The following is a 24,849-nucleotide window of genomic DNA, read 5'->3' as shown; positions in this document are numbered from 1 at the left end:
ACCCCGGTGACGCAAACGAACGACACGACCGTCCGGGCAGCGGGGTGTGTCCTGTGGCGCCGCTCCCCGGTCGGCGGCCTCCTGGAGGTCTGTCTCGTCCACCGGCCGAAGTACGACGACTGGTCCCACCCCAAGGGCAAGCTGAAGCGCGGCGAGGAACCGCTGTCGGGCGCGCTGCGCGAGGTGACCGAGGAGACCGGCTACACCGCCGCGCCCGGCGCCGAGCTGCCGACGCTGCACTACCTGGCGAACGGCCGCCCGAAGCAGGTGCGTTACTGGGCGGCCCAGGCCGTGGACGGGCACTTCGACCCGAACCACGAGGTGGACCGCATCCTGTGGCTGTCGACCCCCGAGGCACGCGACCGGCTGACCCAGCCGCGCGACCGGGACCTCGTCGACGCCCTGGTGCGGCAGTTCGAGCACACGTAGCGCGGGAGGAAGTTCGCGAGACGGGCCTGCTCAGAAGGACGCCGAGTGCGCCTCCGCGTCCGTACGCGCCTGGCTTCTGGCGCGGCGGGCGGGGCCGCGCCAGCCGCAGCCGCACCGGGCCACGCAGAAGCGGCCCTGTTCACGAGTGGTCGTGTGGTGTTCCTGTCCGACTTGGACCGCGTCCGGCCCGCACTGCTGTTCCACTCAGACAACGTTACCCAGAAACGCCGGTAATGGCGTCGTACGGCCTCTCCCGCCCCACGGCAACGCGTGACGGCACTCCCCACCCGTCGTTGAACGGAACGACAGGGGGCCCGTGACGGACGTACCGGCTGGGGGTAGGCAGGCGATGGATCGGCGGCAGTACAGGCGCTCGGGTGGGACGCTCGTCACGGTGGGACTCGTGGTGTGTCTCGGCGCGTGTGCCACGGGATGCGGCAGCGGCGCCGCCGCCGAGGACGCGCGCGGCACGACCGACCCGGTCGGCGCCCTGCACCGCGCCGCCGACGTGCTGCGCGACGCGGGCAGTTCCAAGGCCGGCACCTCGATGGAGATGGCCACCGGCGGCACCCGCGTCACCATCCGCGGCACGGGCGTCTACGACTACCGCCGCCGGCTCGGCCGGCTCACGGTGGTGCTGCCGCAGGACCCCGCCGGGACCACGGAACACCGCCCGATCACCGAACTCCTCGCCCCCGGCGCCCTGTTCATGAAGAACCGGGGCGCCGGCGTGCCCGCCGACAAATGGGTCCGGGTCGAGACTGCGGCCCTGTCCGACGGGAACCTGGTGACGGGCGGCGCGACCGACCCGTACGCCGCGGCGGAACTGCTGCGCGGGACGCGCACCGCGTCGTACGTCGGCCGGACCGAGGTCGGCGGCACCGAGGTGCGGCACTACCGCGGCACCGCCGACCTGGCCGCGGCGGCCGAGCAGGCCTCGGCCGGCAACAAGGCGGCACTGCAGGCGGCGGCGAAGGGGTTCGCCACGGCCGAGGTCCCCTTCGACGCCTACCTGGACGACCAGGGCCGCATCCGCAAGCTGCGGCAGCGGTTCAGCTTCGTCAACGGACAGCAGAAGGCCACCGTGGACGTCACCTCGACGACGCTGCTGTACGACTTCGGCGCGCCCGTGGACGTACGGCTGCCGAGCTCGAAGGACATCTATGCGGGACGGATCGCCGAAAACCAGCCGGAGAACTAGCCGGTAACCACCTCGCGAACTAGCCCGTCCGTGCCATGCGCGGTGTGTAGACCACTGCCTACTCTAGGAAGTCGATGACGGCAGAGACGAGGTGATGCACGTGGCTCCGGTTCGCGGTACGGCGGTTCAGGACCACGTGGCCCTCGCCGAGATCGAGCTGTGCGGCGACCTGATCATCGCGGCCTCGGCCGCCCACGAGGACCGGCTCAGCCTGGAGAGCATCGACGAGGTGCTGAAAGTGGCCGAGGAGCGGGGCCGGCAGCGCCCCGAAGGGGCGCGGGGCGGTATCGACAGCGGCTCCGCCGCGTAGGCGCGACCAGCCACAGCGGACCTGCAGACAACCGACGGTCCATAACGGCCCATCGCGCCTTCCCGGCGGAACACTACGTGCGCAGCAGCCTGCCGATCGCCTTGGTCGCCTCCTCCACCTTGGCGTCGATCTCGTTGCCGCCCTTGATTGCCGCGTCCGCGACACAGTGCCGCAGGTGCTCCTCCAGCAGCTGCAGCGCGAAGGACTGCAGGGCCTTGGTGGAGGCGGACACCTGGGTGAGTATGTCGATGCAGTAGACGTCCTCGTCGACCATCCTCTGCAACCCGCGGATCTGGCCCTCGATACGGCGCAGCCGCTTGAGGTGCTCGTCCTTCTGCTTGTGGTAACCGTGGATCCCGCGGTCGTGGTCGGTTACCACGGTGGCGGTGTCCTCGGAGGGCGCCGGCGCGCCGGCCTCGGTGGTCGTCATCGCGTCCTCCAGTTCCGGACGTATACCCCTACTGGGTATATCGTAACGAACTTTGCTGGGTATAGGGCCCTTGGTACGCCCCCGTGCTGATCACTGTGCTTCATGGGCGACACTGGGGATGGCCTGGACGGCCCATTAGCCGTGGCCGGATGATGCGCTTAGCATCACTCTGACAAAATCCAATGCCGACTGAGGACCCTACGTGCGCTTTCGTCTGACCCCCAGGGAGACGAGCTTCTACGACATGTTCGCCGCATCCGCGGACAACATCGTCACGGGCTCGAAACTCCTGATGGAACTGCTCGGGGCGGACGCCTCCGCTCGGGCCGAGATCGCGGAGCGTATGCGGGCAGCCGAACACGCGGGTGACGACGCCACGCACGCGATCTTCCATCAGCTGAACTCCTCGTTCATCACGCCCTTCGACCGCGAGGACATCTACTCCCTCGCGTCGTCCCTCGACGACATCATGGACTTCATGGAGGAGGCCGTCGACCTGGTCGTCCTCTACAACGTCGAGGAACTGCCGAAGGGCGTCGAGCAGCAGATCGAGGTGCTGGCGCGGGCGGCCGAGCTCACGGCCGAGGCGATGCCGAGTCTGCGGACCATGGACAACCTCACCGAGTACTGGATCGAGGTCAACCGGCTCGAGAACCAGGCGGACCAGATCCACCGCAAGCTGCTGGCCCAGCTCTTCAACGGCAAGTACGACGCGATAGAGGTGCTGAAGCTCAAGCAGATCGTGGATGTCCTGGAGGAGGCGGCGGACGCCTTCGAGCACGTGGCGAACACGGTGGAGACCATCGCCGTCAAGGAGTCCTGAGCCCTCGATGGACACCTTCGCCCTGATCGTGACCATCGCGGTCGCGCTCTTCTTCACGTACACGAACGGTTTCCACGACTCGGCGAACGCGATCGCGACGTCGGTGTCGACGCGGGCGCTGACCCCGCGCGCGGCTCTCGCCATGGCGGCGGTGATGAACCTCGCCGGCGCCTTCCTCGGGTCCGGCGTCGCCAAGACGGTCAGTGAAGGGCTGATCGAGACGCCCGACGGCGGCCTTGGGATGGGCATCCTGTTCGCGGCGCTCTTCGGGGCGATCGTCTGGAACCTGGTGACCTGGTACTTCGGCCTGCCGTCCTCCTCGTCCCACGCGCTGTTCGGCGGTCTGGTGGGCGCGGCGCTCGCGGGTGGAACGACCGTGCTGTGGAACGGCGTGGTCGACAAGATCATCCTACCGATGTTTCTGTCGCCGGTCGTCGGTATCGTCGTCGGTTACCTGGTCATGACCGCGATCATGTGGATATTTCGGCGGGCCAATCCGCACAAGGCCAAGCGCGGCTTCCGAATCGCGCAGACCGTCTCCGCGGCGGGCATGGCGCTCGGGCATGGCCTGCAGGACGCGCAGAAGACCATGGGTGTCGTGGTGATGGCGCTGGTCATCTCCGGGCACGAGACGTACGGCGATCCGATCCCGGTGTGGGTCAAGATCGTGTGCGCGTTGATGCTGTCGCTGGGGACGTACGCCGGTGGCTGGCGGATCATGCGGACGCTGGGGCGGAAGATCATCGAGCTGGATCCGCCGCAGGGGTTCGCGGCGGAGACGACGGGGGCCGCGATCATGTTCACGACGGCGTTCCTGTTCAAGGCGCCTATCTCCACGACCCATGTCATCACGTCGGCGATCATGGGCGTGGGCGCGACGAAGAGGGTGAACGCGGTGCGGTGGGGTGTGGCGAAGAACATCGTGCTGGGCTGGTTCATCACGATGCCGGCGGCCGCGCTGGTCGCGGCGGCGGCGTTCGGACTCGTAAAGCTGACGGTGCTGTAACCGACTCCGCCCACCCGCACACCCGTCTCGGTAGGCAGAGAGGGAACCGACTCGGTGCACGGCAGGCGCGGGGGCGGGCCGTCCGGGTCGGTGAGCGAGATACGGGTCGTCGATTCGGGGGCTCGGGAAGCGGACCACCACGGCTGCCCCGTGTGGGCAAAGTACAGGAAGGGCCCGCCTCCGGGAGCCGGGGGCGGGCCCTTCTGCATCCTCGCGGTGGCACCGCCATGCAGCACCGCGAGGGGATCTGGGTCCGGATCAGCCGAAGCGTCCGGAGATGTAGTCCTCCGTCGCCTGGACCGACGGATTGGAGAAGATGCGCTCCGTGTCGTCGATCTCGATGAGCCTGCCGGGCTGGCCGACGGCGGCGAGGTTGAAGAACGCCGTACGGTCGGAGACGCGCGCCGCCTGCTGCATGTTGTGCGTCACGATGACGATCGTGAAACGCTCCTTCAACTCACCGATCAGGTCCTCGATGGCGAGGGTGGAGATCGGGTCCAGGGCGGAGCAGGGCTCGTCCATCAGAAGGACCTTCGGCTCCACCGCGATCGCGCGGGCGATGCACAGACGCTGCTGCTGACCACCGGACAGACCCGAGCCGGGCTTGTTCAGACGGTCCTTGACCTCGTTCCAGAGGTTCGCGCCCTTGAGCGACTTCTCGACGACGTCGCTCAGCTCGCTCTTCTTGTAGTTGCCGTTGAGCCGCAGACCCGCCGCCACGTTGTCGAAGATCGACATCGTGGGGAAGGGGTTCGGGCGCTGGAACACCATGCCCACCTCGCGGCGGACCGACACCGGGTCGATGCCGGCGCCGTACAGGTCCTCGTCGTCGAGCAGCACCTTGCCCTCGACGCGGCCACCGGGGGTGACCTCGTGCATACGGTTCAGCGTGCGCAGGAACGTCGACTTGCCGCAGCCGGAGGGGCCGATGAACGCCGTCACCGAACGCGGCTCGACCGTCATCGAAATGTCTTCGATCGCCTTGTGGGAGCCGTAGTAGGCGGTGAGCCCGCTTACGTCGATTCGCTTGGCCATGTCTGCTTCACTTCCAAAGTCTGGGGGTCGCTGTGGGGCCCCGAGCGGCGGTAGCCGCGGATTGATGCTCTAGCGACCGGTCTTCGGGGCTTTCCAGCGGGCGATGCCGCGCGCCACCAGGTTGAGGATCATCACGAAGGCGATCAGCGTGAGCGAGGCAGCCCACGCACGGTCGTACGCCGCACCAGAGCCCGCGCTGTTCGAGAACTGCTGGTAGATGTACAGCGGCAGCGACGCCTGCGCACCCTCGAACGGGTTGGAGTTGATGAAGGGGTTGCCGAAGACGAGCAGCAGCACAGGTGCCGTCTCACCCGCGATTCGGGCCACCGACAGCATGATGCCGGTGGTGATACCGCCGATGGAGGTCGGCAGGACCACCTTCAGGATGGTGCGCCACTTCGGGACGCCGAGCGCCAGGGACGCCTCGCGCAGCTCGTTCGGGACGAGCTTGAGCATCTCCTCCGTGGAGCGGACCACGACCGGCATCATCAGGATGGCCAGGGCGAGGGAGCCTGCGAAGCCGAACGGCTGCATCTCGAACATCAGCATCAGGCTGAGGATGAACAGACCGGCGACGATCGACGGGATACCGGTCATCACGTCGACGAAGAACGTGACGGCCTTGGCGAGCCTGCCGCGGCCGTACTCGACCAGGTAGATCGCGGTCATCACGCCGATCGGAGCGCCGATCAGAGTGGCGAGGCCGACCTGCTCGAGGCTGCCGATGATGGCGTGGTAGATACCGCCGCCGGGCTCGGTGTCGGCGACCACACCCATCGAGTGGGTCAGGAAGTAGACGTCCAGGACCTTCACACCGCGGGCGATGGTCGTCCAGATCAGGGAGACCAGCGGCACGACGGCGATCACGAAGGCGACCCAGACGAAGCTGGTGGCGACCCGGTCCTTGGCCTGGCGGCGGCCCTCGACGCGCGCGGCGATCCCGTACGTGCCGAGGACGAACAGGATCGCGGCGATCAGACCCCACTGGATCTTGCTGTCCAGGCCGGCGGCCAGGCTGATCCCGATGCCGACGACGATCGAGCCGACGGCGATCGCCCAGGGCGACCACTTGGGCAGGCTGGCGCCGCGCAGGGTGCTGGGGCGCTTGTCGTGGATGGTGGCTGCGTGGCTCATGCGTTGGCCCCCGAGTACTCCGCACGGCGGGCGATGATCACGCGGGCCGCGCCGTTGACCAGCAGGGTGATGACGAACAGGACCAGGCCGGAGGCGATGAGCGCGTCCCGGCCGAACGGCGTCGCCTCACTGAACTTGCTGGCGATGTTCTGTGCGAAGGTGCCGCCGCCGGGGTTGAGCAGGCTGGCCTGGATGTCGAAGGCCGGCGAAAGCACGGTGGCGACCGCGATCGTCTCGCCGAGCGCGCGGCCGAGGCCGAGCATCGAGGCGGAGATCACACCGGACCGGCCGAAGGGGATCACCGCCATGCGGATGACCTCCCAGCGCGTGGCGCCGAGGGCCAGGGCGGCCTCCTCGTGCATCTGCGGGACCTGGCGGAAGACCTCGCGGCTCACGTTGGTGATGATCGGCAGGATCATGATCGCGAGCAGGATGCCGACGGTGAGCATCGAGCGCGGGGCGCCTTCGTCCCAGGAGAAGATGCCGGTCCAGCCCAGGTAGTCGTTGAGCCAGCCGAACAGGCCGTTCATGTGCGGTACGAGGACCAGGGCGCCCCACAGGCCGTACACGATGGACGGTACGGCGGCGAGCAGGTCGATCACGTACGCGACGGGGCCGGCCATGCGGCGCGGGGCGTAGTGCGTGATGAACAGCGCGATGGCGACCGCGACCGGGACCGCGAGGGCCATGGCGATGATCGAGGAGACGATCGTGCCGAAGGCCAGGATCGCGATGCCGAAGACGGGCGGCTGGAGGCCGGTGTTCCACTCGAAGGTGGTCAGGAAGTTCCCGTGGTCCTTGCCGATCGCGAGGGACGCGCGGTAGCTGAGGAAGACCGCGATCGCGGCCATGATCACAAGCAGCAGGATGCCCGACCCGCGGGACAGACCGAGGAAGATTCGGTCACCGGGCCGGGTGGCGCCACGGGCCGCGCGCTTGCGCTCGGTCTCGGTGGGGCGGGGCGTGGGGGGAGGTGCGTCAGTTGTATATGTTGATATGTCCATCGGGTTCTCCGGTCTGCGGAGCCGCGGTCTGGGCGGCTCGATGGGGCCGTACGCGTACGGCCCCTGGCGGCGGTGCACCGGACGGTGCGGACCGGCTCCTCATGGGAACCGGCCCGCACTCTCGGATCAGGTCAGCTCAGGCCCTCGATGGTGCTGCGGACCTTGGTGATGATCGCGTCGGGGATCGGGGCGTAGCCGATGCCCGACAGGACCTTCTGGCCGTCCTCGCTCGCCATGTAGCGGAGGAAGGCCTTCGTGGCCGGCAGGGTGTCGGCCTTGTTGCCCTTGTCACAGACGATCTCGTACGTGACCAGGGTGATCGGGTACGCGCCCTCGGCCTTGGTCTTGTAGTCGAGCTGCAGCGCGAGGTCCTGGCCCTTGCCGACGACCTGCGCGGCGGCGATGTCAGCGGTGGCGCTGTCGGTGCTGGGCGCGACCGGCTTGCTGGCACCGGTGTCGATGGAGACGGCCTTGATGCCGTCCGAGACGTAGGACAGCTCGAAGTAGCCGATGGCGCCGGAGGTCTGCTTCACCTGCTGGGCCACACCCGCGGACTGCGGAGCGGACTGGCCGCCCTTGGCCTGCCAGGCCTTGCCGCCGGAGTACTTCCAGGTGTCCGGGGTGGTGGCGATCAGGTACTTGGTGAAGTTGTCCGTGGTGCCGGACTCGTCCGAGCGGTGGAACGCCTGGATCTTGAGGTCGGGCAGCTTGACGCCCGGGTTCAGCTTGGCGATCGCCGAGTCGTTCCACTTCGTGATCTTGCTGTCGAAGATCTTGGCGAGGGTCGGGGCGTCCAGGACCAGGTTGTCGACACCCGGGACGTTGTAACCGACCGCGATCGGGCCGCCGACCATCGGCAGGTCGATGCCCTGACCACCGGAGCAGACCCTCTTGGAGGCCGCGACCTCTTCGTCCTTCAGCGCCGAGTCGGAGCCCGCCCACGGGATCTGACCCTGCGTGAAGGCGGTGACACCGGCGCCAGAGCCGCCCGCCTTGTAGTTGATCTGCACGCCACAGGCCTGCGAGAAGTCCCTGACCCACGCGTCGATCGCGTTCTTCTGCGCGGAGGAGCCGTCCGAGAGCAGCTGACCCTTGGCGTCGTCACACTTGATGGAGCTGGTGCTCGCGGAGGCGGACGAGGTGGTGGAGTCGCTCCCCTTGCTGCCGGTGTCGTCCGAGCCGCACGCCGTCAGGGCCAGGGCGCCGGAGACGGCGACAGCACCGAGGGAAAGGGCGCGCAGCCGGTTCTTGCGCTGAAGCTTCACTTTCGGGAGTTCCTTCCAGGAGCCGCCACCTGCGGCGGCGTGCGAAGTCGTCATCGTGCGTGTGCGCTCGTTCAAGCCGCGCTCCGCACCGGGTAAGCCCGAAATTAGGCAGAACAGGTGAAGCCGCCGATGGCCATAAGTGAACGGAGGGTGAACCCCTGCCATCGGCCCGGTTAGGTCACGGAATGCTTACGGGGAGAGCACATGCAGGTCCCGGTGAAGGGGGGGCGCGCCGGCGGCCCACGGACCCGTTGACGTGTGCGAAGAGCATGCGCGCACACGTATGCGACCCCCGGGGAACTCTTCGAGCCGGTACTCCGTCTCGTTCCACGGAAGCCGAGGAAAGGCACGGGCATGGAACGGCGTACGTTCATCTCTGGCGGCGCGGCCGCGTTGGCGACGGCCGCGGTGGCGGGATGCAGTGGGGGGACAAGCCGGAGCGCCGGTTCCGCGGGTGGCGGCACCGGCGCGTCTGCTTCCGGTACGTCTGTTACTTCCACATCCTCGCCTACGCCGGTGAAGACCACCAGCGCAGCAGCCGCCGCCGACTGGCCGGCCCTCGCCCGCGACCTGGACGGCACCCTGGTCCGCCCCGGGGACACGGCCTGGAAGACGGCCCAACTGCTCTACAACACCCGCTTCGACGGTCTGAAGCCGACGGCGGTCGTCTACGTCTCCCACCCGGACGACATCCGTACGACGCTGGCGTACGCCAGGTCCCACGGGGTCCGGGTGGCGATACGCAACGGCGGCCACTCCTACGCGGGCTGGTCGTCGGGCGACGGCCGCCTGATAGTCGACGTGTCCAGGCTGAACCGGATCCGCGTCGGTGGCGGCCAGGCCGTCGTCGGCGCCGGATCGAAGCTGATCGACGTCTACCGCGGGCTGGCCGCGAAGGGCGTGACGATCCCGGCGGGCTCCTGCCCCACCGTCGGCGTCTCCGGCCTGGTCCTCGGCGGCGGCCACGGAGTCGTCTCCCGCGCCTACGGCCTGACCTGCGACAGCCTCACGCAGGCGACGCTGATCACGGCCGACGGCAGGCAGCTCACCGCCAACGCCACCACCAACAAGGACCTCTTCTGGGCCCTGCGCGGCGCCGGCAACGGCAACTTCGGCGTCGTCACCGAGCTGCAGTTCAGGACCCACCCGGCGCCCCAAGCCGTGACCGGCTATCTGACCTGGCCCTGGTCCCGGGCGGCCGCTGTGGTCAAGGCCTGGCAGGAGTGGGGCCCGGACCAGCCCGACGAGATCTGGTCCTCCCTCCACCTGGAGAACTCGCCCGGCGGCACGCCCCGGGTCTCGGTCGCCGCGTTCTCGCTGGGTACGTACGGCGAACTCCAGAACGCCGTGGACCGCCTGGCCGACCGGGTGGGCGCGCCGGCGTCGAGCGTGTCCCTGCGCCGCCGGGGCTACGAGGAGGCGATGGAGATCTACGCGGGCTGCTCGTCCTTCTCGACGGACGCCCAGTGCCACCTGCCCGGCTCCACCCCGGGCCGCTCCCCGCAGGGCGCACTGGGCCGGGAGACGTACGCGGCACGCTCGGACTTCTTCGACCGCTCCCTGTCGGCCGCCGGCATCCAGACGCTGCTGCAGCAGACGCAGTCCGTGCGGGGCGGCGCGGGCAGCATCGTGCTCACGGCCCTCGGCGGCGCGATCAACCGCGTCTCCCCCACTGCGACGGCCTTCGTCCACCGCAGCTCCCGCATGCTGGCCCAGTACATCGCGTCATGGCAGCCCGGCACGTCCGGCTCGACGGCCCAGTCCTGGCTGACGACGGCACACACCGCCCTGAAGCCGTACGCCTCCGGCGCGGCCTACCAGAACTACACGGACCCGACCCTGCAGAACTGGCGCCAGGCGTACTACGGCGACGCGACGACACGCCTGACCCAGGTGAAGAAGCAGTACGACCCGAGCCGGTTCTTCACGTACCCGCAGGGGCTGTAGGACTGTACGCAGCTGCGGGCGGGTGCCGCAGGGACGACTGCCCGCCCGACCGCCGTACCCCGCCGGCGCGGGCGAGCGAAACCCACCCCCGCCCGGCACCGGCCGGCCGACCTACGCGGCCAGATCCCGCTCCTCCGACACCGCCGGAGTCCGCGCCCCCGGGACCAGCGCCTCATCCTGTCCGTCCGCAACCGGCCGGGACCGGATCAGCCTGCCGACCCCCCGCGCCCCCTCCATCGCCTTCATCACCGGGGTGAGAAGCGCCACAGCCAACGGAGACAGCAGCAGCACGACGGCCGTACCCAGCGCGAACCCACCGACGACGTCCGTCGGATAGTGCACGCCCATGTACACCCGGCAGAACCCCTCGAGCAGCGCCAGCCCGATCCCGGCGAGTCCGAACCTGCGATGGGCGACGAACAGCCCCACCCCGAGGGCCATGGTGATCGTCGCGTGGTCGCTCACGAACGAGAAGTCGGTCTTGCCGGAGACGAGGACATCGATCCCGCGGTGATCCACGAAGGGCCGGGGCCGCTCCACGAAGCCCCTTATCGGCACGTTCACCAGCACGGCGACACCGGCGGCGAGCGGCGCCCACACGAGCGCGGCCATCGAGGACGCGGCGTCGTCACCGCCACCGGCGCCGCCCCGCCGCCGCAGCGACCACCAGCACCACACCACGAGCAGCACCATGACGATCAGCAGCCCGTACTCACCCATGAACTCCACGCCCCGGTCGAACCAGTGCGGAGCGTCCTTGGCGAGTCCGTTGATGTCGTAGAGCAGGTCGACGTCGGGGTTCGATCCGGATTCGGCGAGTACAGCCATGGTGCTGTGGCCCCTTCGTCGGTTTCCCGGACGCACCTCGCGTGCGTCGCTGCCGTCCACCCCCGTGGTTGTAGATCCGCTTCCGTCGCACTGCCGCAGGTCACGTCGGCTCGGCTACGCCAACAGGAACGCACGACCTTCTTCGATAGGTTCCACACTCCACCGAATGATCACTCAGACGTTATCGAAGAGAGACTCATCGCCGCAGCTCAGGGGGTGGGTTCACAGTCGGTTCACACCGAAGTGGGGAGCGCTTTCGCGCCATCTTCGGTGACCCGCGTGGCGCCGAAATAATCGGGGGTGTCAATCGGGTCGAACCGGATCACAGCATTCGTTCTCGGAGCGTCGATCATGTAACCACCGCCGACATAAATACCCACATGCCGGATCGCGCGGGAGTCGGTGAGGTCGTCCGAGAAGAACACCAGATCGCCGGGAAGCAGTTCCTCCCGGGACGGGTGCGGTCCGGCGTTGTACTGATCGTTGGCTACGCGCGGAAGCGTGACCCCGACCTTCTGGTACGCCGCCTGGGTCAGCCCCGAGCAGTCGAACCGTCCGCCCTGCTCGGCGGTGCCGGTGCCGCCCCACAGATAGGGCGTGCCGAGCTTGCTCTGCGCGTAGGCGATGGCACTCGCGGCCTGCCTGCTGGGGTCGACGCGGGAGACGGGCGCGGCGAAGCTCTTCTCCAGGGTGCGGATCGTCTTGACGTAGTTCTGGGTCTCGCGGATGGCCGGAATCCCACCGGCCCTTATGACGCGGTACGCGCCCGCGTTGTAGGCGGCGAGCATGTTGTCGCTCGTGTCGCCGGGCACGTCCTCGACGTACTTGGAGAGTTCGCAGTCGTACGAAGCGGCCGACGGGATCGCGTCGTTGGGATCCCAGATGTCGCGCTTGCCGTCGGCGTTGCCGTCGATGCCGTGCGTGGCCCACGTACTGGGAATGAACTGCGCGATGCCACGGGCGTCGGCCGGACTGACGACATCCGGGTCCCAGCCGCTCTCCTGGTACAACTGGGCGGCGAGCAGCGCGGGGTTGAGGGCGGGACACAGATTCCCCCACCGCTGCACGAGCGCCTTGTAGGCACCGGGCACGGCACCCTTGGCCAGCCCCACGGTCCCGCCGCCGACTCCGTTGAGGAGGTTCCCGGCGACGACGTACACCCCGACGACGAGCAGCATCACGAAGCTGATCCCGAGCCCGACAGCGGCCCCACCGACGACCCACACTTTCCGCACACCCCAACCCTCCCCCATTCCGACCCTGTTCAAGGCCATTTCGGGGGAGAGTGGCGCCAAATCACGGGGGTGGAGGCGGAAATGGGTGGGGTGTCACAACACCCCACACCTCAGGCCCCGTTCGCCGTGTCCGCGTACAGCTCGGCCGTCCCCGGTCCCAGTACGACGCTGTACGACGTGTCCGCCGTGGAACCGCCCTGCTCATGGCCGCCCAGTACGCCGACCACCTCACCGTCGCCGTTCACCCAGGGGCTGCCGCTCGTGCCGCTCGTGAAGCCGGGGCAGTCGATCCGCTGCTGGGTGCTGCTGCGGGCCGACGGCTTGTTGGTGCAGTTGATGGGGGCGTCGAGGGAGTCGGGGTAGCCGGTGACGGTCACGGCCGTGGCACCGGTCGCCGTGCCCGTCGCGACGCGGTTGCCGCCGACGACGTCCTCGATGTTTCTGCCGTCCAGCTCGTCCACGGCGGCGAACGCGACGTCGCTGTCCTCGTCCCGTCCCTCGGCCCACCCGTCCGGCAGGAACCGCTTCCCCACCTTCCAGACGCCCCGCGGCGCCTGTCCGTCCCGGTATCCCGGCACGAACAGGAGGTCGGAGCCGTCGCCGTCGACGCAGTGCGCGGCGGTGACGACGAGGTCCCGCCGGCGGCTGTGGACGACGGAGGCGGTGCAGAAGTGGCCCCCGGCCAGGCTCTGGCGCCGGTCGGCGTCGAACAGCGCCCCGACCCGCAGGCTCCGCGCCGACGCGACCGCCGACGCGGTGACCCCGAAGGGCCCCGGCCCGTCGTCCGCGGCCGCCACCGAGGACGACGTCGCGGCCAGCAGCACCATGGCGGCGAAGAACGCTGCGGGCGACGTGCCGGAGGTGCCCGAGGCGCGTGCAGTGCGTCCTGGGCTGCGTGAGGTGCGTGAGGTGCGCTTCATCAGGCCCCACTCTGTCCCAAGAAGGTGAGAGATGGTCTCCGACTTCGCTGAGATTTGCCTGTGAACAGCACGGAGACCTGCTCCTGGACGGGCTCAGAACGTCGTCGTCATCCCGCCGTCGACCGCGATCGTCTGCCCCGTGATGAAGGACGCCGCGTCGCTCGCCAGGAACACCACGGCACCGGCGATCTCGGCCGGCCGGCCCCAGCGCCCGAGCGCCGTACGGGCGCGCAGCCGGCGCTCCCACTCCGGGTCCGTCGCCAGCTCGGCGTTGACCTCCGTCGCGAACGTACCCGGCGCCACCGAGTTGACCGTCGTACCGCTCGGTCCGAGGTCCGCCGCGAGGGCCCTCGTCAGGCCGTCCAGGCCCGCCTTCGCCGTGGCGTACCCGACGTCCCCGGCGCGACCGAGCCGGCCGACGACCGAGGAGACGTTGATGATGCGGCCCGGCATGCCCCGCTCGGCCAGGCTCCGGGCAACGGTCCGGCTCAGGGCGTACGCCGAGGACAGATGGGCGTCGACCATCGCGGCCAGCTCGTCCGGCGTCATCTCCTGGACGCCCCTGCGGTCCCGCCGGCCCGCGTTGTTGACCAGGACGTCGATGTCGCCGAGGCCGGTCACCGCCTCGTGCGCGGTCGCGCGGTCCGTGATGTCGAACGCGGCCCCCGTCGCGTCGAGCCCCTCGTCGCGCAGCCGCTCGGCCGTGGCCTCCAGGGTGACCGGATTCCGCCCGTTGAGGATCACGCGCGCACCCGCCTGGGCCAGCCCGCGCGCCATCTCCAGACCGAGCCCCGCACCGAGCCGGTCACCAGGGCCGTACGTCCGTCGAGCGAGAAGTACGTGTGGCCGCCCATCGCACACCACCTCCACTGAAACACTCGTTTCAGTTACCGTAGCGCAGTGGGTACGACACCGTCACCGCCGTCGCAGCCGCCGGCCTCACCGCGCCGTACGGAACTGCTCGACGCCTGCTACGCCTATCTCCTCGAGCACGGCCTCCTCGGCCTCTCCCTGCGCCCACTGGCCGCCGCGACCGGCACCAGCCCCCGGGTGCTGCTCTACCTCTTCGGCAGCAAGGACGGTCTCCTGCGCGAACTCCTGGCCCGCGCCCGACACGAACAGCTGACCCAGATGGCAAGGGCCCTCGACGAGCCCGGCACCGACAGCCCCGGCGCACCAGACGGCTCCGACAGCCCGCTCACCCCCGCGGGCCCCGCCGCCTCCAAGGGTCCCGCCGCCCTCGACGAGCCCGGCACCGACACCGCCGGCCTCGGCCACGGCCCTGCCGTCCCCGTCGGTTTCGACGCGCTCTCCGCTCGCCTCTGGGCCTTCCTCTCCGCGCCCGAGCAACGCCCCATGGTGCGCCTGACGTACGAGGCCTTCCTGCTGTCGCTCAGTCACGATCCCGGCCCCTGGTCCGGGTTCGCCGCGGAGGCAGCCCACGACTGGCTGGCCCTGCTCGTCGGCGCCCAGCCGCCCGGCACGCCCCACGCCGTGGCCGAGGCCCGCGCGACGCGCACACTGGCCCTGGTCCGCGGTCTGCTCCTGGACCTCCTGGCCTGCGAGGAACCGGAACGCGTGACGGCCGCGCTCACTCTCGCGGAGACGGACACACAGGCCGACCCCACCTGATCACTCCCGCCCCAACGCCCCGGCCCCCACCGCGAACCGAACCCCCGTCGTTCGAGCAGCGGTTCACCGCGCTGGCCGGGACCTATCTGCGCTTCGCCATCGACAACCCCGAACTCCTCGAGCTGATGTTCGCCCGCAAGCACGACCCGGACGTCTCCGAACAGCTGCTGGCCGCCGTCGACGGGTCCCTGGGTGCCTACGAGCGGCTGATCGCCGAGGCGCAGGAGCGGGGCGAGATCGTCGCGGGCGCCCCCGAGCGGATCGCCCTCTTCGCGGCCGCCGGTCTGCACGGGCCGGCGTCGTTCGCCGCCAACGGCACTGCCCGCCGAGGACGCCCTCGCCTCCCTGGACGAGCACGTCCACCACGTCCTGCACGGCCTGAAGCCGCGCTGACGCGAAGCGCCCCGGTCGGGAACCCGTGCGTCGGGTCAAGTCCCGGCCTGCACACGGCCATCCACGCGCCAGTGACCAGTAGGCGCCCGACCCCGCTCGGCAGGTCCGAGGTCAAGCCCCCCACCAAATCGACCGAGTCCAGGGCGACTTGGCGACCCGACCTGCAGCTCCTTCGCCACTGGCGGCATCACCGCGGGTCAGACCGGTTGGGGCATTCCGAAGGGCGCCCCGGCCTTCACCGGCTGACCCAACTCCGCCCACGACGACGGGCCCCGGCAACCTCCGGGGCCCGTTTTCGGCATGGAAACCATGAGAACATCGTCTCGACGTCTCACCCGACCGGCCCTCAGAAACCTTGCCAGGCCGCAAGAGAGGTCAACGACGGAACCACACGACAGGTTCCGCTCAGGCCTCGTTGCCCGGCGTGACCTGCCGTGATACACAGAGTGACCGTACGCCGCGCGCGTACGAAACCCGCCAATCAATGACGTCAAGTCGACATACGTCGGCAGGATTGTCGGCGAGAATGAGACGTGACCTCTGCACACCGCAGGGGCCTTGCGGAACTACCCACCAGGGGCGGTGACTTACATGCTCTTTGCGGCCGACAAGGGAGACATCAACACCATCATCGGCGGGATCGCTCCCGACTGGGGTCCCTTCGGCAGCCTGGGCAACGAGGCCAAGGTGATGATCGAGGTGGTGATGGCCGTGGCCATCCTGCTCTGCCTCGGCATCGCGGTCTGGGGTGCGGCCAAACAGCGCATCGGCGCGACGGCCCTCCGGGACACCTTCAGCGCCGAACAGGGCAAGGGCCTCATCATCGCCGGTCTGACGGGGGTCTTCATCATCGGCTCACTCGGCACGCTGTTCACGATCGTGTACGGCATGGCGGTCTGACGCCCGACCCGAACCCTCGCATCCCCGGGCACGCCCGGTCCCCCACCCCCTACCCCACCCGCCCGTCGTGCCCACCGGCTGAGGTTGCGTTTCCCTGATGTCGAGTCACCACACCGCGCCCGCGCGGGAACCAGCACGGCTACCGTTGTTCCCGGACGACGTCGAGGGGGCGTACGCGGCATGAGTCTCGGAGACGAGCACGGTTCCTCCGGCGGTTACGCCGACACGGGACAGACCCGCACCCGGCTGCCCGAGAGCGACCCCTACGGCGGCGCACGCCGCGGCGGCCGCTCGTCCTCACGCAGCCTGGTGACGGTGGTCGGGGTGGTGGTCCTCCTGATCGCAGCGATCGCCTTTGCGAACCGGGGGGACGATTCCCCTGCCGGGGGCTCGACCAGCGACAAGCCGGCGACTTCGGCGACGGCCGCCACGGGAGAGAAACCGGTGCAGCCGAAGTCCGGAGGGATTCCTACGGGGTTCGCACACAGCGAGGCGGGGGCGCAGAGCGCGGCGGCGAACTATTCGGTGGCGTTGGTTTCGGCCGACATTCTGAAACCGGCCAACCGCACGGCGATCGTCAAACAGGTCTTCGTCACCGACCAGCAGGCCACTCTGGAGGACAGGCTCAACGCGGCCTACTCCAAGGAGTTCCTGAGCAATATCGGCCTGGACCCGAATGGCAATCCGACCAAGGGCCAGACGTACGTCTCGCGCACCGTTCCGATCGGCACCAAGGCCACGAGCTATTCGGACACCGCCGCGACCCTCGAGGTCTGGTGCACCGGCCTCTACGGCACGGCAGGAGCGAACTCGGCCAACCCTGTGACGAGCGACTGGTTCACCATGACCCTGCAGTTGCGTTGGACCGACAACGACTGGAAGGTCGACAGCTTCTCCCAGAAGGACGGCCCGACGCCCGTCCCCGGTGACAACAAGGCATCCAGCGCCGACGAGATGGCCAAGGCCGTCGAGGAGTACGGAGGCTTCACTTATGCCCGGTAGCCCGCGCCGCGTATTCAAGGTCGCCACCGCCGTCACCGCCGTACAGACCGCTGCTGTGCTGCTGGCCACCCGAGCAGTCGCCGCCCCTTCGCCCTCGCCGTCGTCCGACAAGTGCGACCTCATCGTGGGCCCCGCCAAGCGGTACTGCGAAAAAGACGGCAGTCACAAGGGAACCGGCGGCTCCACCACCGACCCCCTCACCTCCACCCTCGACCCCCTCTCCTCCCTGGCCAAGGGCTGTGCCGACGCTGCCTCCTGGACCGTCGACAAGGTCAGTGAGGCCGTGCAGGAGACCGCGAACGTCGACTTCACCAACTCCAAGTTCCTGCAGCAGTACGCCGTCGTCTTCGCCGCCTCGACGATCCTGACGCTCCTGCTGTGGCTGCTTGCCGTGGCCAAGCGAGCCGTCCGCGGCGTTCCCCTCACCACCGCCCTGTCGGAAGCCGTCGGCTTCCTCTGGCTCACCGTCCTCGCCTCCGCCTTCACCCCGCTGATCCTCTACACGGTCGTCTCGGCCACGGACGGCGTGACGGACGTACTCGCGAAGACCACGGGCGACCAGACGGACACCTTCTTCGGCACCTTCTCCGGCGCGCTCGGCAAGGGCGAGGACATCGGCGGCGGCCCCATCATGCTGATCGTCGTCTCACTCGTCTCCATCCTCGCCGCCGGCATCCTCTGGCTGGAGCTGGTCATCCGCGCCGCCCTGCTCTACGTCGGCGCCCTCCTCGGCACCGTCGTCTACGCGGGCCTGGTCGACAAGAACCTGTGGGGCCACGTCCGCCGCTGGGCCGGCATCATGATCGCGGTCATCCTCGTCAAACCGGTGATCGTCATCGTGCTCGGCCTGGCCGGCGCGCTGACCAGCGACAACGGCCCCGACTCCTTCTCCGCCGTGGTCTCCGGCCTCGCCATCATCCTGCTCGCCATCTTCGCCAGCGCGATGATCTACCGCTTCGTCCCCGGCTTCGGCGACGAGATCGCGAACGGCCGCAACAACCGCATCATGCAGGGCGCCGAGAGCAAGGCCGCCGCCGTCATCAGTTCCCCGGCCACCCTGGTCGCGCAGGGCATCAAGACCCACAGTGCCCGCGCCGACAACAACGGAGGCGGCGGCCAGCCCTCCTCCAGCACGCCCCGCCCGGCCAACCCGGCCACCGGCGGAGTCGCCGCGCACAGCGCGCGCGCCTCGAACGGTGGCGGCGGATCTGTCCCCTCCGCCGCACCCGCACCGCGCTCGCCCAGCCCGGTCAACACCCCGCACGCCGGCAACAGTCGCACCAGCAGCAGTAGCAGTAGCAACCGCTCGGGAGGTGAAGGGCGTTGACGACCGAGTCCCATCTGTCCCATCCGGTCTCGCCCCGCCGTACGTATCTCATCGGCCGCGCCCGGCCGAACGCGATCGTCGGCCGGAACCGTGAGTCCGGCGAGATCGCGCTGATCATCGCCGGCGCGTTCCTCGGCATGATGTGCGGGCTCCTGGTTCCCGTCCTCTCCCTGCGCATCGTGCTGCTGATGGGCTTCCCGCTGCTGGCACTGGCGGCGGTCTACGTGCCGTACAAGCGTCGTACGTTCTACAAGTGGTTCGAGATCAACCGCAGTTTCAAGCGGACGCTGCGGCAGGGCACCGTGTACAGGTCCACCGTCATGGAGGCCGGCACCCGCCTCGACGGCCGTGAGGTCGAGATCGGCCCACCGCCCGGCATCGGGCGCATCACCTGGCTCGCCGCGCCCTTCGGCCCGGACGAGATCGCCGTACTCCTCCACGCCGACCGCAAGACGGTCACCGCCGCGATCGAGATCGAGGGCCCCGGCGTCGGACTGCGCGACTCCGAGGACCAGGAGGCCCTCGTCGACCGCTTCGGCACCCTCCTCAAGCACGTGGCCAACGGCGACGGCTTCGTCACCCGCCTGCAGATGCTGGCCCGCACGCTGCCCGCCGACCCGGACGCCCACGCCAAGGACGTCGCCGTACGCGGCGACGAGAAGGCGCCCGATTGGCTGGCGCAGTCGTACGACCAGCTCCAGTCCATGGTGTCGACGAGCAGCGAGCAGCACCGCGCCTACCTCGTCGCCTGCATGCACTACACCCGTGAACTCGCCGCCGAGGCCCAGGCGATGGCCCGCGCGGCCCGCCCCCAGTCCGGCCGCAAGCTGGACCGGGACGCAGGTCTCGCCGTCGTCATGGCCCGTGAGCTGACCGACATCTGTTCCCGGCTCCAGGAGGCGGACATCCGGGTGCGCCAGCCGCTCGGTCAGGGACGGCTGGCCTCCCTCATCCACTCCATGTACGACCCGGACCACCCGATCGACCACATCCAGGCGATGACGCAGCGCAACGCCTGGCCCGCGGAACTGGACGCCATGGAGCCGACGTACCTCCAGGCGAAGACCCGGGAGTCCTCGACCCGCGCCCCCTGGTGCCACTCCACGGCCTGGGTCAAGGAGTGGCCGTTGACCCCGGTGGGCGTCAACTTCCTGGCCCCGCTCCTCGTCCACACCCCGGACGTCATCCGCACGGTCGCCGTCACGATGGACCTCGAGCCGACCGAGGTCGCCATCGAACGCATGCTGACCGAGAAGACCAACGACGAGGCCGAGGCGTCCCGCGCCGCCAAGATGAACCGCACGGTCGACCCACGCGACGTCGCCGCCCACAACCGTCTCGACCAGCGCGGCGAGGACCTCGCCAGCGGCGCCGCCGGCGTCAACCTCGTCGGCTACATCACCGTCTCCTCCCGCTCCCCGGAGGCCCTGGCCCGCGACAAGCGGACGATAAGGGCGTCGGCCGGGAAGTCGTACCTGAAACTGGAGTGGTGCGACCGCGAGCACCACCGGGCCTTCGTGAACACACTTCCGTTCGCCACCGGCATTCGCAGGTAGGGGCTGATGAGCTGATGCGGGATCCGCTGACCATCCTCACCGACACCTTCACGTCCTTCCTCTTCGGAAAGGTCGAAACGACCCGCCTGCCGGTACGCACCTCCACCGGCCAGGCCCAGGCGGTCTACCTTCCCACCGCGGCCCCCGGCCTCGGCGACTCCGGCGTGATCATCGGCCGCGAGGTGTACTCCGGCAAGGGCTACATCTACGACCCCTTCCAGCTGTACGGCCAGCAGCTCCCGGCACCGCACTGGCTGGTCCTCGGCGAGTCGGGCAACGGCAAGTCGGCGCTGGAAAAGACCTATGTCCTACGGCAGTTGCGCTTCCGCGACCGCCAGGTCGTCGTCCTCGACGCGCAGGGCGAGGACGGGGTCGGCGAATGGAACCTGATCGCCGAGGAGCTGGGGATAACTCCCATCCGCCTGGACCCGACGGCCGCCCTGGACCACGGCATCCGGCTCAACCCCCTGGACCCGTCGATCACGACGACCGGCCAGCTGGCCCTGCTGCGCACCATCATCGAGGTCGCGATGGGCCACGGCCTCGACGAACGCTCGGGCTTCGCGCTGAAGGTGGCGCACGCGTACGTCAACGAGACGATCGTGGAGCGCCAGCCCGTCCTGTCCGACATCGTCGATCAGCTACGGCACCCCGAGCCGGAGTCGGCCGAGGCGATGAACGTCGCCCTGGACGACGTACGCGCCTGGGGTCTGGACGTCGCACTCGTCATCGACCGCCTGGTCGACGGTGACCTCAGGGGCATGTTCGACGGCCCCACGACGGTCGGCATCGACCTCGACGCCCCGCTGATCGTCTTCGACCTCTCCCACATCGACCGCAACTCCATCGCGATGCCGATCCTGATGGCGATCGTCGGTGTGTGGCTGGAGCACACCTGGATCCGCCCCGACCGCAAGAAGCGCATCTTCCTGGTCGAGGAGGCCTGGCACATCATCAACAGCCCGTTCGTGGCGCAGCTGTTCCAGCGCCTGCTGAAGTTCGGGCGACGCCTCGGCCTCTCCTTCGTGGCAGTGGTCCACCACCTGTCCGACGTGGTGGACGGCGCGGCGGCGAAGGAGGCCGCGGCGATCCTGAAGATGGCGTCGACCAGGACGATCTACGCCCAGAAGGCGGACGAGGCGAGGGCGACGGGCCGCGTCCTGGGCCTGCCCCGCTGGGCGGTGGAGATCATCCCCACGCTCACCCCCGGCATCGCCGTCTGGGACGTGAACGGCAACGTCCAGGTGGTCAAGCACCTGGTCACGGAGACCGAACGCCCCCTGGTCTTCACCGACCGCGCGATGACCGAGTCGTCCGCCGACCTGTCGTCCGACGACGACGCGCTGCGCGCCGCGGAGTTGGAGGCGGAGCAGCGAGCGGCGGCCTTCATGGAACAGCACATCGGCGACCTGGACGGGTCGTCGGAGTCGACGGTGGCATGAGATGAGACCCGAAGAGCGGGACGCTCGCCGCGAAGGCCAGGGCGGCATCCCCGACGGCCTGCTGATCGGCCTGCTCGCCTTTCTCCTCGGCATGACCCTGCTGGTCTGGACGGCCACGGGCCTGGCGGCCTGGTTCACCCACGGCACCTGGCCGTCCAGCGTCACCTTCACCCGCACACCCCTGGCGATGCGCAGCCTCATCGCGGAACCGCACGACATCGCGGGTGCCTGGACGTCGACCCCGCCCGGCCAACTGTCGGGCTACGGCCTGTTCTGGGGTCTGTTCATCGGCCAGCTGATGGTGCTGGTGGTCCTGACCGTGTTCGTGATGGGCACGGTGGCGAGGTGGCGGGCGGGGAGGGTGAAGCGGAGGACGGAGAAGGGGAAGGAAGCGGCGACCACTCCGGAGCAGCCGGCACCTGAACGCCACCACGAAGTACCGGTACCCGGAGGCGAACCGGAGCCGGAGCCGACCCAAGAGGCCGACCTCCCCGCCGACAGCGAACCGGTGAGCGGATGGGAAGCAAACCGTGCCGAAGGCGCGGTGCGCTACGCACCACCCGCGACCCGCCACGAAACAGCGACCCAGGCAATCAGAGACGCGGCCGGCCCCATCCTGATCGTCACCTCGAACCCCGCCATCTGGCAGGAAACCAAGGACGCGAGAGCCAAACTGGGCCCCACCCTCCTCTACGACCCCACCCACCTCTGCGACACCCCGGCCCGCCTCCACTGGTCCCCCACCACCGGCTGCGAGGACAGACAAACAGCAAAGGCCAGAGCCGCAGCGCTCCTCGCCCCGGTCCGCCCCACCGCCCGACTGGACCAAGCGCTCAGCGACACCGCCGAAACGCTCCTGCGCAGCTACCTCCACGCCGCCGCCATAGACGCCCGCACCATCCGCCACGTCCACCGCTGGACCCAGGGCAACCAGATCCAGGACGCCGTACGGACCCTCCGCACGAACCCCAAGGCAGCCCCCGGCGCCGCGGGCGAACTCGAGGCCGCCCTCACCGCACACACCGAACGCCGGGACATGGCCCACGAGTTGACCGCACGCGCACTGGCCGCCCTCTTCACGGTCAACATCCGCGAGGCATGCACTCCGAACCGAAGTGATGCACTCGCCTTGGATTCCTTCGTCAACGAAGGGGGCACGCTTTATGTGGTCGGTGAATCCATCGAGGACCCCAGGACCAACCCCGGTGCCATGCCCCTCCTGACGGCCCTCGTCTCAAGCGTGGTCGAGCGCGGCCGGCACATGGCCGAACGGTCATCCTCCGGTCGGCTCGACCCACCACTGACCCTGGTCCTCGACGACATCGCCGCCGTGGCCCCGCTACCCCAACTCCCGGACCTCCTGGAGACCGGAGCCGTCCAGGGCCTGCCGACACTGGCCCTGCTCCGCTCCCGCGAACAGGCCCGCGCCCGCTGGCCGCACCAGGAACTCCCGGTCTGACGGCAGGCGCCGCCCACTCACGCACGCTCGAGGACGAACTCCAGCTCCCGCTGCCCGGCGTCGTGCACAAACGCCACGGTGACCCCACTCGGCACGAAGCCGGCCTTACGGTACGCCGCCTGGGCCCGCCCGTTGTCCTCATGCACGAGCAGCCGTACCCGCTCGGCACCACGCCCCCACGCCCACTCCAGACCGGCGTCGAACAGCGCCTTGATCAGCCCGTTCCCGCGGTGCTCGGGTCGTACGAACACACCGACGACGTGCCCCTGCTTCCGCCCGACAGGCAGCCCGGCCCAGTCCGTCGTCCCGGCTTCCTCGATGAGTACGGTCACGGTCCCGGCCCAGTCCCCGTCCGACGCCTCGGCGATGACCTGCCGCACGCCCAGCGCGCCCTCGGCGGCCCCGCCCGCCCGGTCCTGCCAGAAGGAGTCGGGCTTGGCCGCGGCCTCCTCGTAGGACTCCAGGAAGGCGAGATGCGCGACCGGGTCCCGCAACGCGTCAAGCCGCAGCCGCTTCACGGCCGGCCACTCGTCGGCCCGTATCGCACGGATCACGTAGTCATCGACATCACTGATCGAGGCGCTCATACGAACCACGCTAATGCCTGCCCACCACGGCGCTCATCTCAAATACGGTCCCGTTGTCAGTGCCACCGCCTACGGTGGGCGGCACAGCACCCAAGCCAACTGCACGCGAAACAGGGGGTTCCATGACGACTCTGCCCGACCGCCCGAACACCGCGCTGATCATCGTCGACGTCCAGAACGGCGTGGTGGAGGACGCCCACAACCGAGACGCGGTCATCGCGAACATCAACACCCTGGTCGACAAGGCCCGCGCGGAGGACGTGCCGGTGGTCTGGGTGCAGCACTCCGACGACGACCTCGAACACGGCACCACGCCTTGGGAGTACGTCCCGGAGCTGAAGCGCCTCGACACCGAGCCCCTGGTCCACAAGCGCTACGGGGACTCCTTCGAGGAGACCGATCTGGAGTCCGTGCTGTCCCGGCAGGGAGTGGGCCGGCTCGTCGTCACAGGCGCCCAGACCGACGCCTGCATCCGCTCGACCCTGCACGGCGCCCTGGTGCGCGGGTACGACGCGACGCTGGTCGCCGACGCCCACACGACGGAGGACCTCACCCAGTACGGCGCACCCGCCCCGGCGCAGGTCATCGCCCACACCAACCTCTACTGGAAGTGGCAGAGCGCACCGGGACGCCAGGGCGGCACGGTGGAGACGACCGAAGTGACCTTCTAGCCCGCCTCTTTCTCGCCTCTTCGGGGCACAAACGCGAAAGAGCCCCAACTCCGGGTTCTCACCCGGAGTTGGGGCTCTTTCTCAAAATTTGTTCGGCGGTGTCCTACTCTCCCACAGGGTCCCCCCTGCAGTACCATCGGCGCTGTGAGGCTTAGCTTCCGGGTTCGGAATGTAACCGGGCGTTTCCCTCACGCTATGACCACCGAAACACTATGAAACTGTGAACCGCCGCACCACCCCCAACCTCCCGGGACGGGGCCGTTCGTGGTTTCAGAACCAACACAGTGGACGCGAGCCTCTATGGACAAGCCCT

Annotated in this window: 26 protein-coding genes and 1 rRNA gene; 15 read left to right on the top strand and 12 right to left on the bottom strand. The window is 69.1% G+C overall.

Annotation, left to right across the window (positions count from 1 at the left end):
• Positions 1 to 6: 6 nt before the first annotated feature.
• Positions 7 to 429 (top strand): NUDIX hydrolase, encoded by a 423-nt coding sequence (locus IEZ19_RS32260; protein WP_189314847.1) that lies wholly within the window; start codon positions 7 to 9, stop codon positions 427 to 429.
• A gap of 30 nt (positions 430 to 459) precedes the next feature.
• Here IEZ19_RS32260 and IEZ19_RS32255 read toward each other — a convergent pair whose 3' ends face one another.
• On the bottom strand, positions 460 to 633 hold the full coding sequence (locus tag IEZ19_RS32255) for a hypothetical protein (RefSeq protein ID WP_189314846.1): 174 nt from the start codon (positions 631 to 633) through the stop codon (positions 460 to 462).
• Positions 634 to 778: 145 nt separating this feature from the next.
• Between IEZ19_RS32255 and IEZ19_RS32250 the strand changes: the two genes are divergently transcribed.
• Positions 779 to 1,630 (top strand): SCO4651 family lipoprotein, encoded by an 852-nt coding sequence (locus IEZ19_RS32250; RefSeq protein WP_189314845.1) that lies wholly within the window; start codon positions 779 to 781, stop codon positions 1,628 to 1,630.
• A 94-nt stretch (positions 1,631 to 1,724) separates the two neighbouring features.
• A complete protein-coding gene (locus IEZ19_RS32245) occupies positions 1,725 to 1,940 on the top strand; it encodes a hypothetical protein (RefSeq protein ID WP_189314844.1) in 216 nt (71 codons plus the stop codon).
• Positions 1,941 to 2,013: 73 nt separating this feature from the next.
• On the opposite strand, the gene IEZ19_RS32240 is transcribed toward IEZ19_RS32245, so the two are convergent.
• A complete protein-coding gene (locus tag IEZ19_RS32240; RefSeq protein ID WP_189314843.1) occupies positions 2,014 to 2,370 on the bottom strand; it encodes a metal-sensitive transcriptional regulator in 357 nt (118 codons plus the stop codon).
• A gap of 202 nt (positions 2,371 to 2,572) precedes the next feature.
• Between IEZ19_RS32240 and IEZ19_RS32235 the strand changes: the two genes are divergently transcribed.
• Complete coding sequence (locus IEZ19_RS32235; RefSeq protein ID WP_189314842.1) at positions 2,573 to 3,193, top strand: DUF47 domain-containing protein; 621 nt, start codon at positions 2,573 to 2,575, stop codon at positions 3,191 to 3,193.
• A gap of 7 nt (positions 3,194 to 3,200) precedes the next feature.
• Entirely contained in the window at positions 3,201 to 4,199 is a 999-nt protein-coding gene (locus tag IEZ19_RS32230) for an inorganic phosphate transporter (protein ID WP_189314841.1), read from the top strand.
• 258 nt (positions 4,200 to 4,457) lie between these two features.
• Here IEZ19_RS32230 and pstB read toward each other — a convergent pair whose 3' ends face one another.
• The 4 genes from pstB to pstS all read right to left on the bottom strand — a co-directional run bounded on the left by pstB (position 4,458) and on the right by pstS (position 8,637).
• On the bottom strand, positions 4,458 to 5,234 hold the full coding sequence (pstB, locus tag IEZ19_RS32225) for a phosphate ABC transporter ATP-binding protein PstB (RefSeq protein ID WP_073901271.1): 777 nt from the start codon (positions 5,232 to 5,234) through the stop codon (positions 4,458 to 4,460).
• Positions 5,235 to 5,303: 69 nt separating this feature from the next.
• Positions 5,304 to 6,368 carry a phosphate ABC transporter permease PstA gene (gene pstA / locus IEZ19_RS32220; protein ID WP_189314840.1) on the bottom strand — a complete coding sequence of 355 codons (1,065 nt, stop codon included), beginning with the start codon at positions 6,366 to 6,368 and terminating at the stop codon, positions 5,304 to 5,306.
• The gene (pstC, locus tag IEZ19_RS32215; RefSeq protein ID WP_189314839.1) at positions 6,365 to 7,372 is read right to left on the bottom strand and encodes a phosphate ABC transporter permease subunit PstC; all 1,008 of its coding nucleotides are present in this window, start codon (positions 7,370 to 7,372) and stop codon (positions 6,365 to 6,367) included. Before pstC ends, pstA begins: the two co-directional genes overlap by 4 nt.
• Before the next feature lie 131 nt (positions 7,373 to 7,503).
• A complete protein-coding gene (pstS, locus tag IEZ19_RS32210) occupies positions 7,504 to 8,637 on the bottom strand; it encodes a phosphate ABC transporter substrate-binding protein PstS (RefSeq protein WP_189314917.1) in 1,134 nt (377 codons plus the stop codon).
• A 354-nt stretch (positions 8,638 to 8,991) separates the two neighbouring features.
• Between pstS and IEZ19_RS32205 the strand changes: the two genes are divergently transcribed.
• A complete protein-coding gene (locus IEZ19_RS32205) occupies positions 8,992 to 10,584 on the top strand; it encodes an FAD-binding oxidoreductase (RefSeq protein ID WP_189314838.1) in 1,593 nt (530 codons plus the stop codon).
• A gap of 111 nt (positions 10,585 to 10,695) precedes the next feature.
• Here the strand turns inward: IEZ19_RS32205 and IEZ19_RS32200 are convergent, their stop codons facing one another.
• From IEZ19_RS32200 to IEZ19_RS32185, 4 genes are all read right to left on the bottom strand, one after another.
• Entirely contained in the window at positions 10,696 to 11,412 is a 717-nt protein-coding gene (locus IEZ19_RS32200) for a phosphatase PAP2 family protein (RefSeq protein WP_189314837.1), read from the bottom strand.
• 233 nt (positions 11,413 to 11,645) lie between these two features.
• Positions 11,646 to 12,665, bottom strand: a complete 1,020-nt coding sequence (locus tag IEZ19_RS32195) for a C40 family peptidase (RefSeq protein ID WP_189314916.1) — start codon at positions 12,663 to 12,665, stop codon at positions 11,646 to 11,648.
• Positions 12,666 to 12,757: 92 nt separating this feature from the next.
• Positions 12,758 to 13,567 carry a trypsin-like serine peptidase gene (locus tag IEZ19_RS32190; protein WP_189314836.1) on the bottom strand — a complete coding sequence of 270 codons (810 nt, stop codon included), beginning with the start codon at positions 13,565 to 13,567 and terminating at the stop codon, positions 12,758 to 12,760.
• A 93-nt stretch (positions 13,568 to 13,660) separates the two neighbouring features.
• Positions 13,661 to 14,344 (bottom strand): SDR family oxidoreductase, encoded by a 684-nt coding sequence (locus IEZ19_RS32185; protein WP_229841116.1) that lies wholly within the window; start codon positions 14,342 to 14,344, stop codon positions 13,661 to 13,663.
• Positions 14,345 to 14,467: 123 nt separating this feature from the next.
• Between IEZ19_RS32185 and IEZ19_RS32180 the strand changes: the two genes are divergently transcribed.
• From IEZ19_RS32180 to IEZ19_RS32145, 8 genes are all read left to right on the top strand, one after another.
• A complete protein-coding gene (locus IEZ19_RS32180; RefSeq protein ID WP_189314835.1) occupies positions 14,468 to 15,199 on the top strand; it encodes a TetR/AcrR family transcriptional regulator in 732 nt (243 codons plus the stop codon).
• 125 nt (positions 15,200 to 15,324) lie between these two features.
• Positions 15,325 to 16,020, top strand: a complete 696-nt coding sequence (locus tag IEZ19_RS51295) for a hypothetical protein (protein WP_229841114.1) — start codon at positions 15,325 to 15,327, stop codon at positions 16,018 to 16,020.
• Positions 16,021 to 16,183: 163 nt separating this feature from the next.
• Positions 16,184 to 16,492 (top strand): DUF8827 family protein, encoded by a 309-nt coding sequence (locus IEZ19_RS32170; protein WP_014673544.1) that lies wholly within the window; start codon positions 16,184 to 16,186, stop codon positions 16,490 to 16,492.
• A gap of 180 nt (positions 16,493 to 16,672) precedes the next feature.
• Complete coding sequence (locus IEZ19_RS32165) at positions 16,673 to 17,494, top strand: DUF8175 domain-containg protein (protein ID WP_189314834.1); 822 nt, start codon at positions 16,673 to 16,675, stop codon at positions 17,492 to 17,494.
• The gene (locus IEZ19_RS32160) at positions 17,484 to 18,821 is read left to right on the top strand and encodes a hypothetical protein (protein WP_189314833.1); all 1,338 of its coding nucleotides are present in this window, start codon (positions 17,484 to 17,486) and stop codon (positions 18,819 to 18,821) included. The genes IEZ19_RS32165 and IEZ19_RS32160 overlap by 11 nt, the downstream gene beginning before the upstream one ends.
• Positions 18,818 to 20,377 carry an SCO6880 family protein gene (locus tag IEZ19_RS32155; protein ID WP_189314832.1) on the top strand — a complete coding sequence of 520 codons (1,560 nt, stop codon included), beginning with the start codon at positions 18,818 to 18,820 and terminating at the stop codon, positions 20,375 to 20,377. Before IEZ19_RS32160 ends, IEZ19_RS32155 begins: the two co-directional genes overlap by 4 nt.
• A gap of 14 nt (positions 20,378 to 20,391) precedes the next feature.
• Positions 20,392 to 21,819, top strand: coding sequence for an ATP-binding protein (locus IEZ19_RS32150; protein WP_189314831.1), 1,428 nt, complete (start codon positions 20,392 to 20,394; stop codon positions 21,817 to 21,819).
• Between the two features lies 1 nt (position 21,820).
• Complete coding sequence (locus IEZ19_RS32145; RefSeq protein ID WP_189314830.1) at positions 21,821 to 23,278, top strand: type IV secretory system conjugative DNA transfer family protein; 1,458 nt, start codon at positions 21,821 to 21,823, stop codon at positions 23,276 to 23,278.
• Positions 23,279 to 23,295: 17 nt separating this feature from the next.
• Here the strand turns inward: IEZ19_RS32145 and IEZ19_RS32140 are convergent, their stop codons facing one another.
• Positions 23,296 to 23,865 carry a GNAT family N-acetyltransferase gene (locus IEZ19_RS32140; protein WP_189314829.1) on the bottom strand — a complete coding sequence of 190 codons (570 nt, stop codon included), beginning with the start codon at positions 23,863 to 23,865 and terminating at the stop codon, positions 23,296 to 23,298.
• Between the two features lie 122 nt (positions 23,866 to 23,987).
• Between IEZ19_RS32140 and IEZ19_RS32135 the strand changes: the two genes are divergently transcribed.
• On the top strand, positions 23,988 to 24,536 hold the full coding sequence (locus tag IEZ19_RS32135; protein WP_189314828.1) for a cysteine hydrolase family protein: 549 nt from the start codon (positions 23,988 to 23,990) through the stop codon (positions 24,534 to 24,536).
• A 90-nt stretch (positions 24,537 to 24,626) separates the two neighbouring features.
• On the opposite strand, the gene rrf is transcribed toward IEZ19_RS32135, so the two are convergent.
• Positions 24,627 to 24,743: ribosomal RNA gene (rrf, locus tag IEZ19_RS32130) — 5S ribosomal RNA — on the bottom strand.
• Positions 24,744 to 24,849 lie beyond the last annotated feature (106 nt).

Source organism: Streptomyces brasiliensis (assembly GCF_014647875.1).
GTDB classification, from domain to species: Bacteria; Actinomycetota; Actinomycetes; order Streptomycetales; family Streptomycetaceae; genus Streptomyces; species Streptomyces brasiliensis.
The sequence above is the reverse complement of the archived record's forward strand: the minus strand, read 5'-3'. Positions and strand labels throughout refer to the sequence as shown.

Bases quoted from the DNA above. Each gene is read 5' to 3' on its own strand.
- IEZ19_RS32195 (WP_189314916.1), bottom strand. From the start codon at position 12,665: ATGGGGGAGGGTTGGGGTGTGCGGAAAGTGTGGGTCGTCGGTGGGGCC.
- pstC (WP_189314839.1), bottom strand. From the start codon at position 7,372: ATGGACATATCAACATATACAACTGACGCACCTCCCCCCACGCCCCGC.
- IEZ19_RS32185 (WP_229841116.1), bottom strand. From the start codon at position 14,344: ATGGCGCGCGGGCTGGCCCAGGCGGGTGCGCGCGTGATCCTCAACGGG.
- IEZ19_RS32245 (WP_189314844.1), top strand. From the start codon at position 1,725: ATGCACGTGGCTCCGGTTCGCGGTACGGCGGTTCAGGACCACGTGGCC.
- IEZ19_RS32190 (WP_189314836.1), bottom strand. From the start codon at position 13,567: ATGAAGCGCACCTCACGCACCTCACGCAGCCCAGGACGCACTGCACGC.
- IEZ19_RS32165 (WP_189314834.1), top strand. From the start codon at position 16,673: ATGAGTCTCGGAGACGAGCACGGTTCCTCCGGCGGTTACGCCGACACG.
- IEZ19_RS32240 (WP_189314843.1), bottom strand. From the start codon at position 2,370: ATGACGACCACCGAGGCCGGCGCGCCGGCGCCCTCCGAGGACACCGCC.
- IEZ19_RS32145 (WP_189314830.1), top strand. From the start codon at position 21,821: ATGAGACCCGAAGAGCGGGACGCTCGCCGCGAAGGCCAGGGCGGCATC.
- IEZ19_RS32200 (WP_189314837.1), bottom strand. From the start codon at position 11,412: ATGGCTGTACTCGCCGAATCCGGATCGAACCCCGACGTCGACCTGCTC.
- IEZ19_RS51295 (WP_229841114.1), top strand. From the start codon at position 15,325: ATGTTCGCCCGCAAGCACGACCCGGACGTCTCCGAACAGCTGCTGGCC.
- IEZ19_RS32250 (WP_189314845.1), top strand. From the start codon at position 779: ATGGATCGGCGGCAGTACAGGCGCTCGGGTGGGACGCTCGTCACGGTG.
- pstA (WP_189314840.1), bottom strand. From the start codon at position 6,368: ATGAGCCACGCAGCCACCATCCACGACAAGCGCCCCAGCACCCTGCGC.
- IEZ19_RS32135 (WP_189314828.1), top strand. From the start codon at position 23,988: ATGACGACTCTGCCCGACCGCCCGAACACCGCGCTGATCATCGTCGAC.
- IEZ19_RS32205 (WP_189314838.1), top strand. From the start codon at position 8,992: ATGGAACGGCGTACGTTCATCTCTGGCGGCGCGGCCGCGTTGGCGACG.
- pstB (WP_073901271.1), bottom strand. From the start codon at position 5,234: ATGGCCAAGCGAATCGACGTAAGCGGGCTCACCGCCTACTACGGCTCC.
- IEZ19_RS32160 (WP_189314833.1), top strand. From the start codon at position 17,484: ATGCCCGGTAGCCCGCGCCGCGTATTCAAGGTCGCCACCGCCGTCACC.
- IEZ19_RS32140 (WP_189314829.1), bottom strand. From the start codon at position 23,865: ATGAGCGCCTCGATCAGTGATGTCGATGACTACGTGATCCGTGCGATA.
- IEZ19_RS32170 (WP_014673544.1), top strand. From the start codon at position 16,184: ATGCTCTTTGCGGCCGACAAGGGAGACATCAACACCATCATCGGCGGG.
- IEZ19_RS32150 (WP_189314831.1), top strand. From the start codon at position 20,392: ATGCGGGATCCGCTGACCATCCTCACCGACACCTTCACGTCCTTCCTC.
- IEZ19_RS32230 (WP_189314841.1), top strand. From the start codon at position 3,201: ATGGACACCTTCGCCCTGATCGTGACCATCGCGGTCGCGCTCTTCTTC.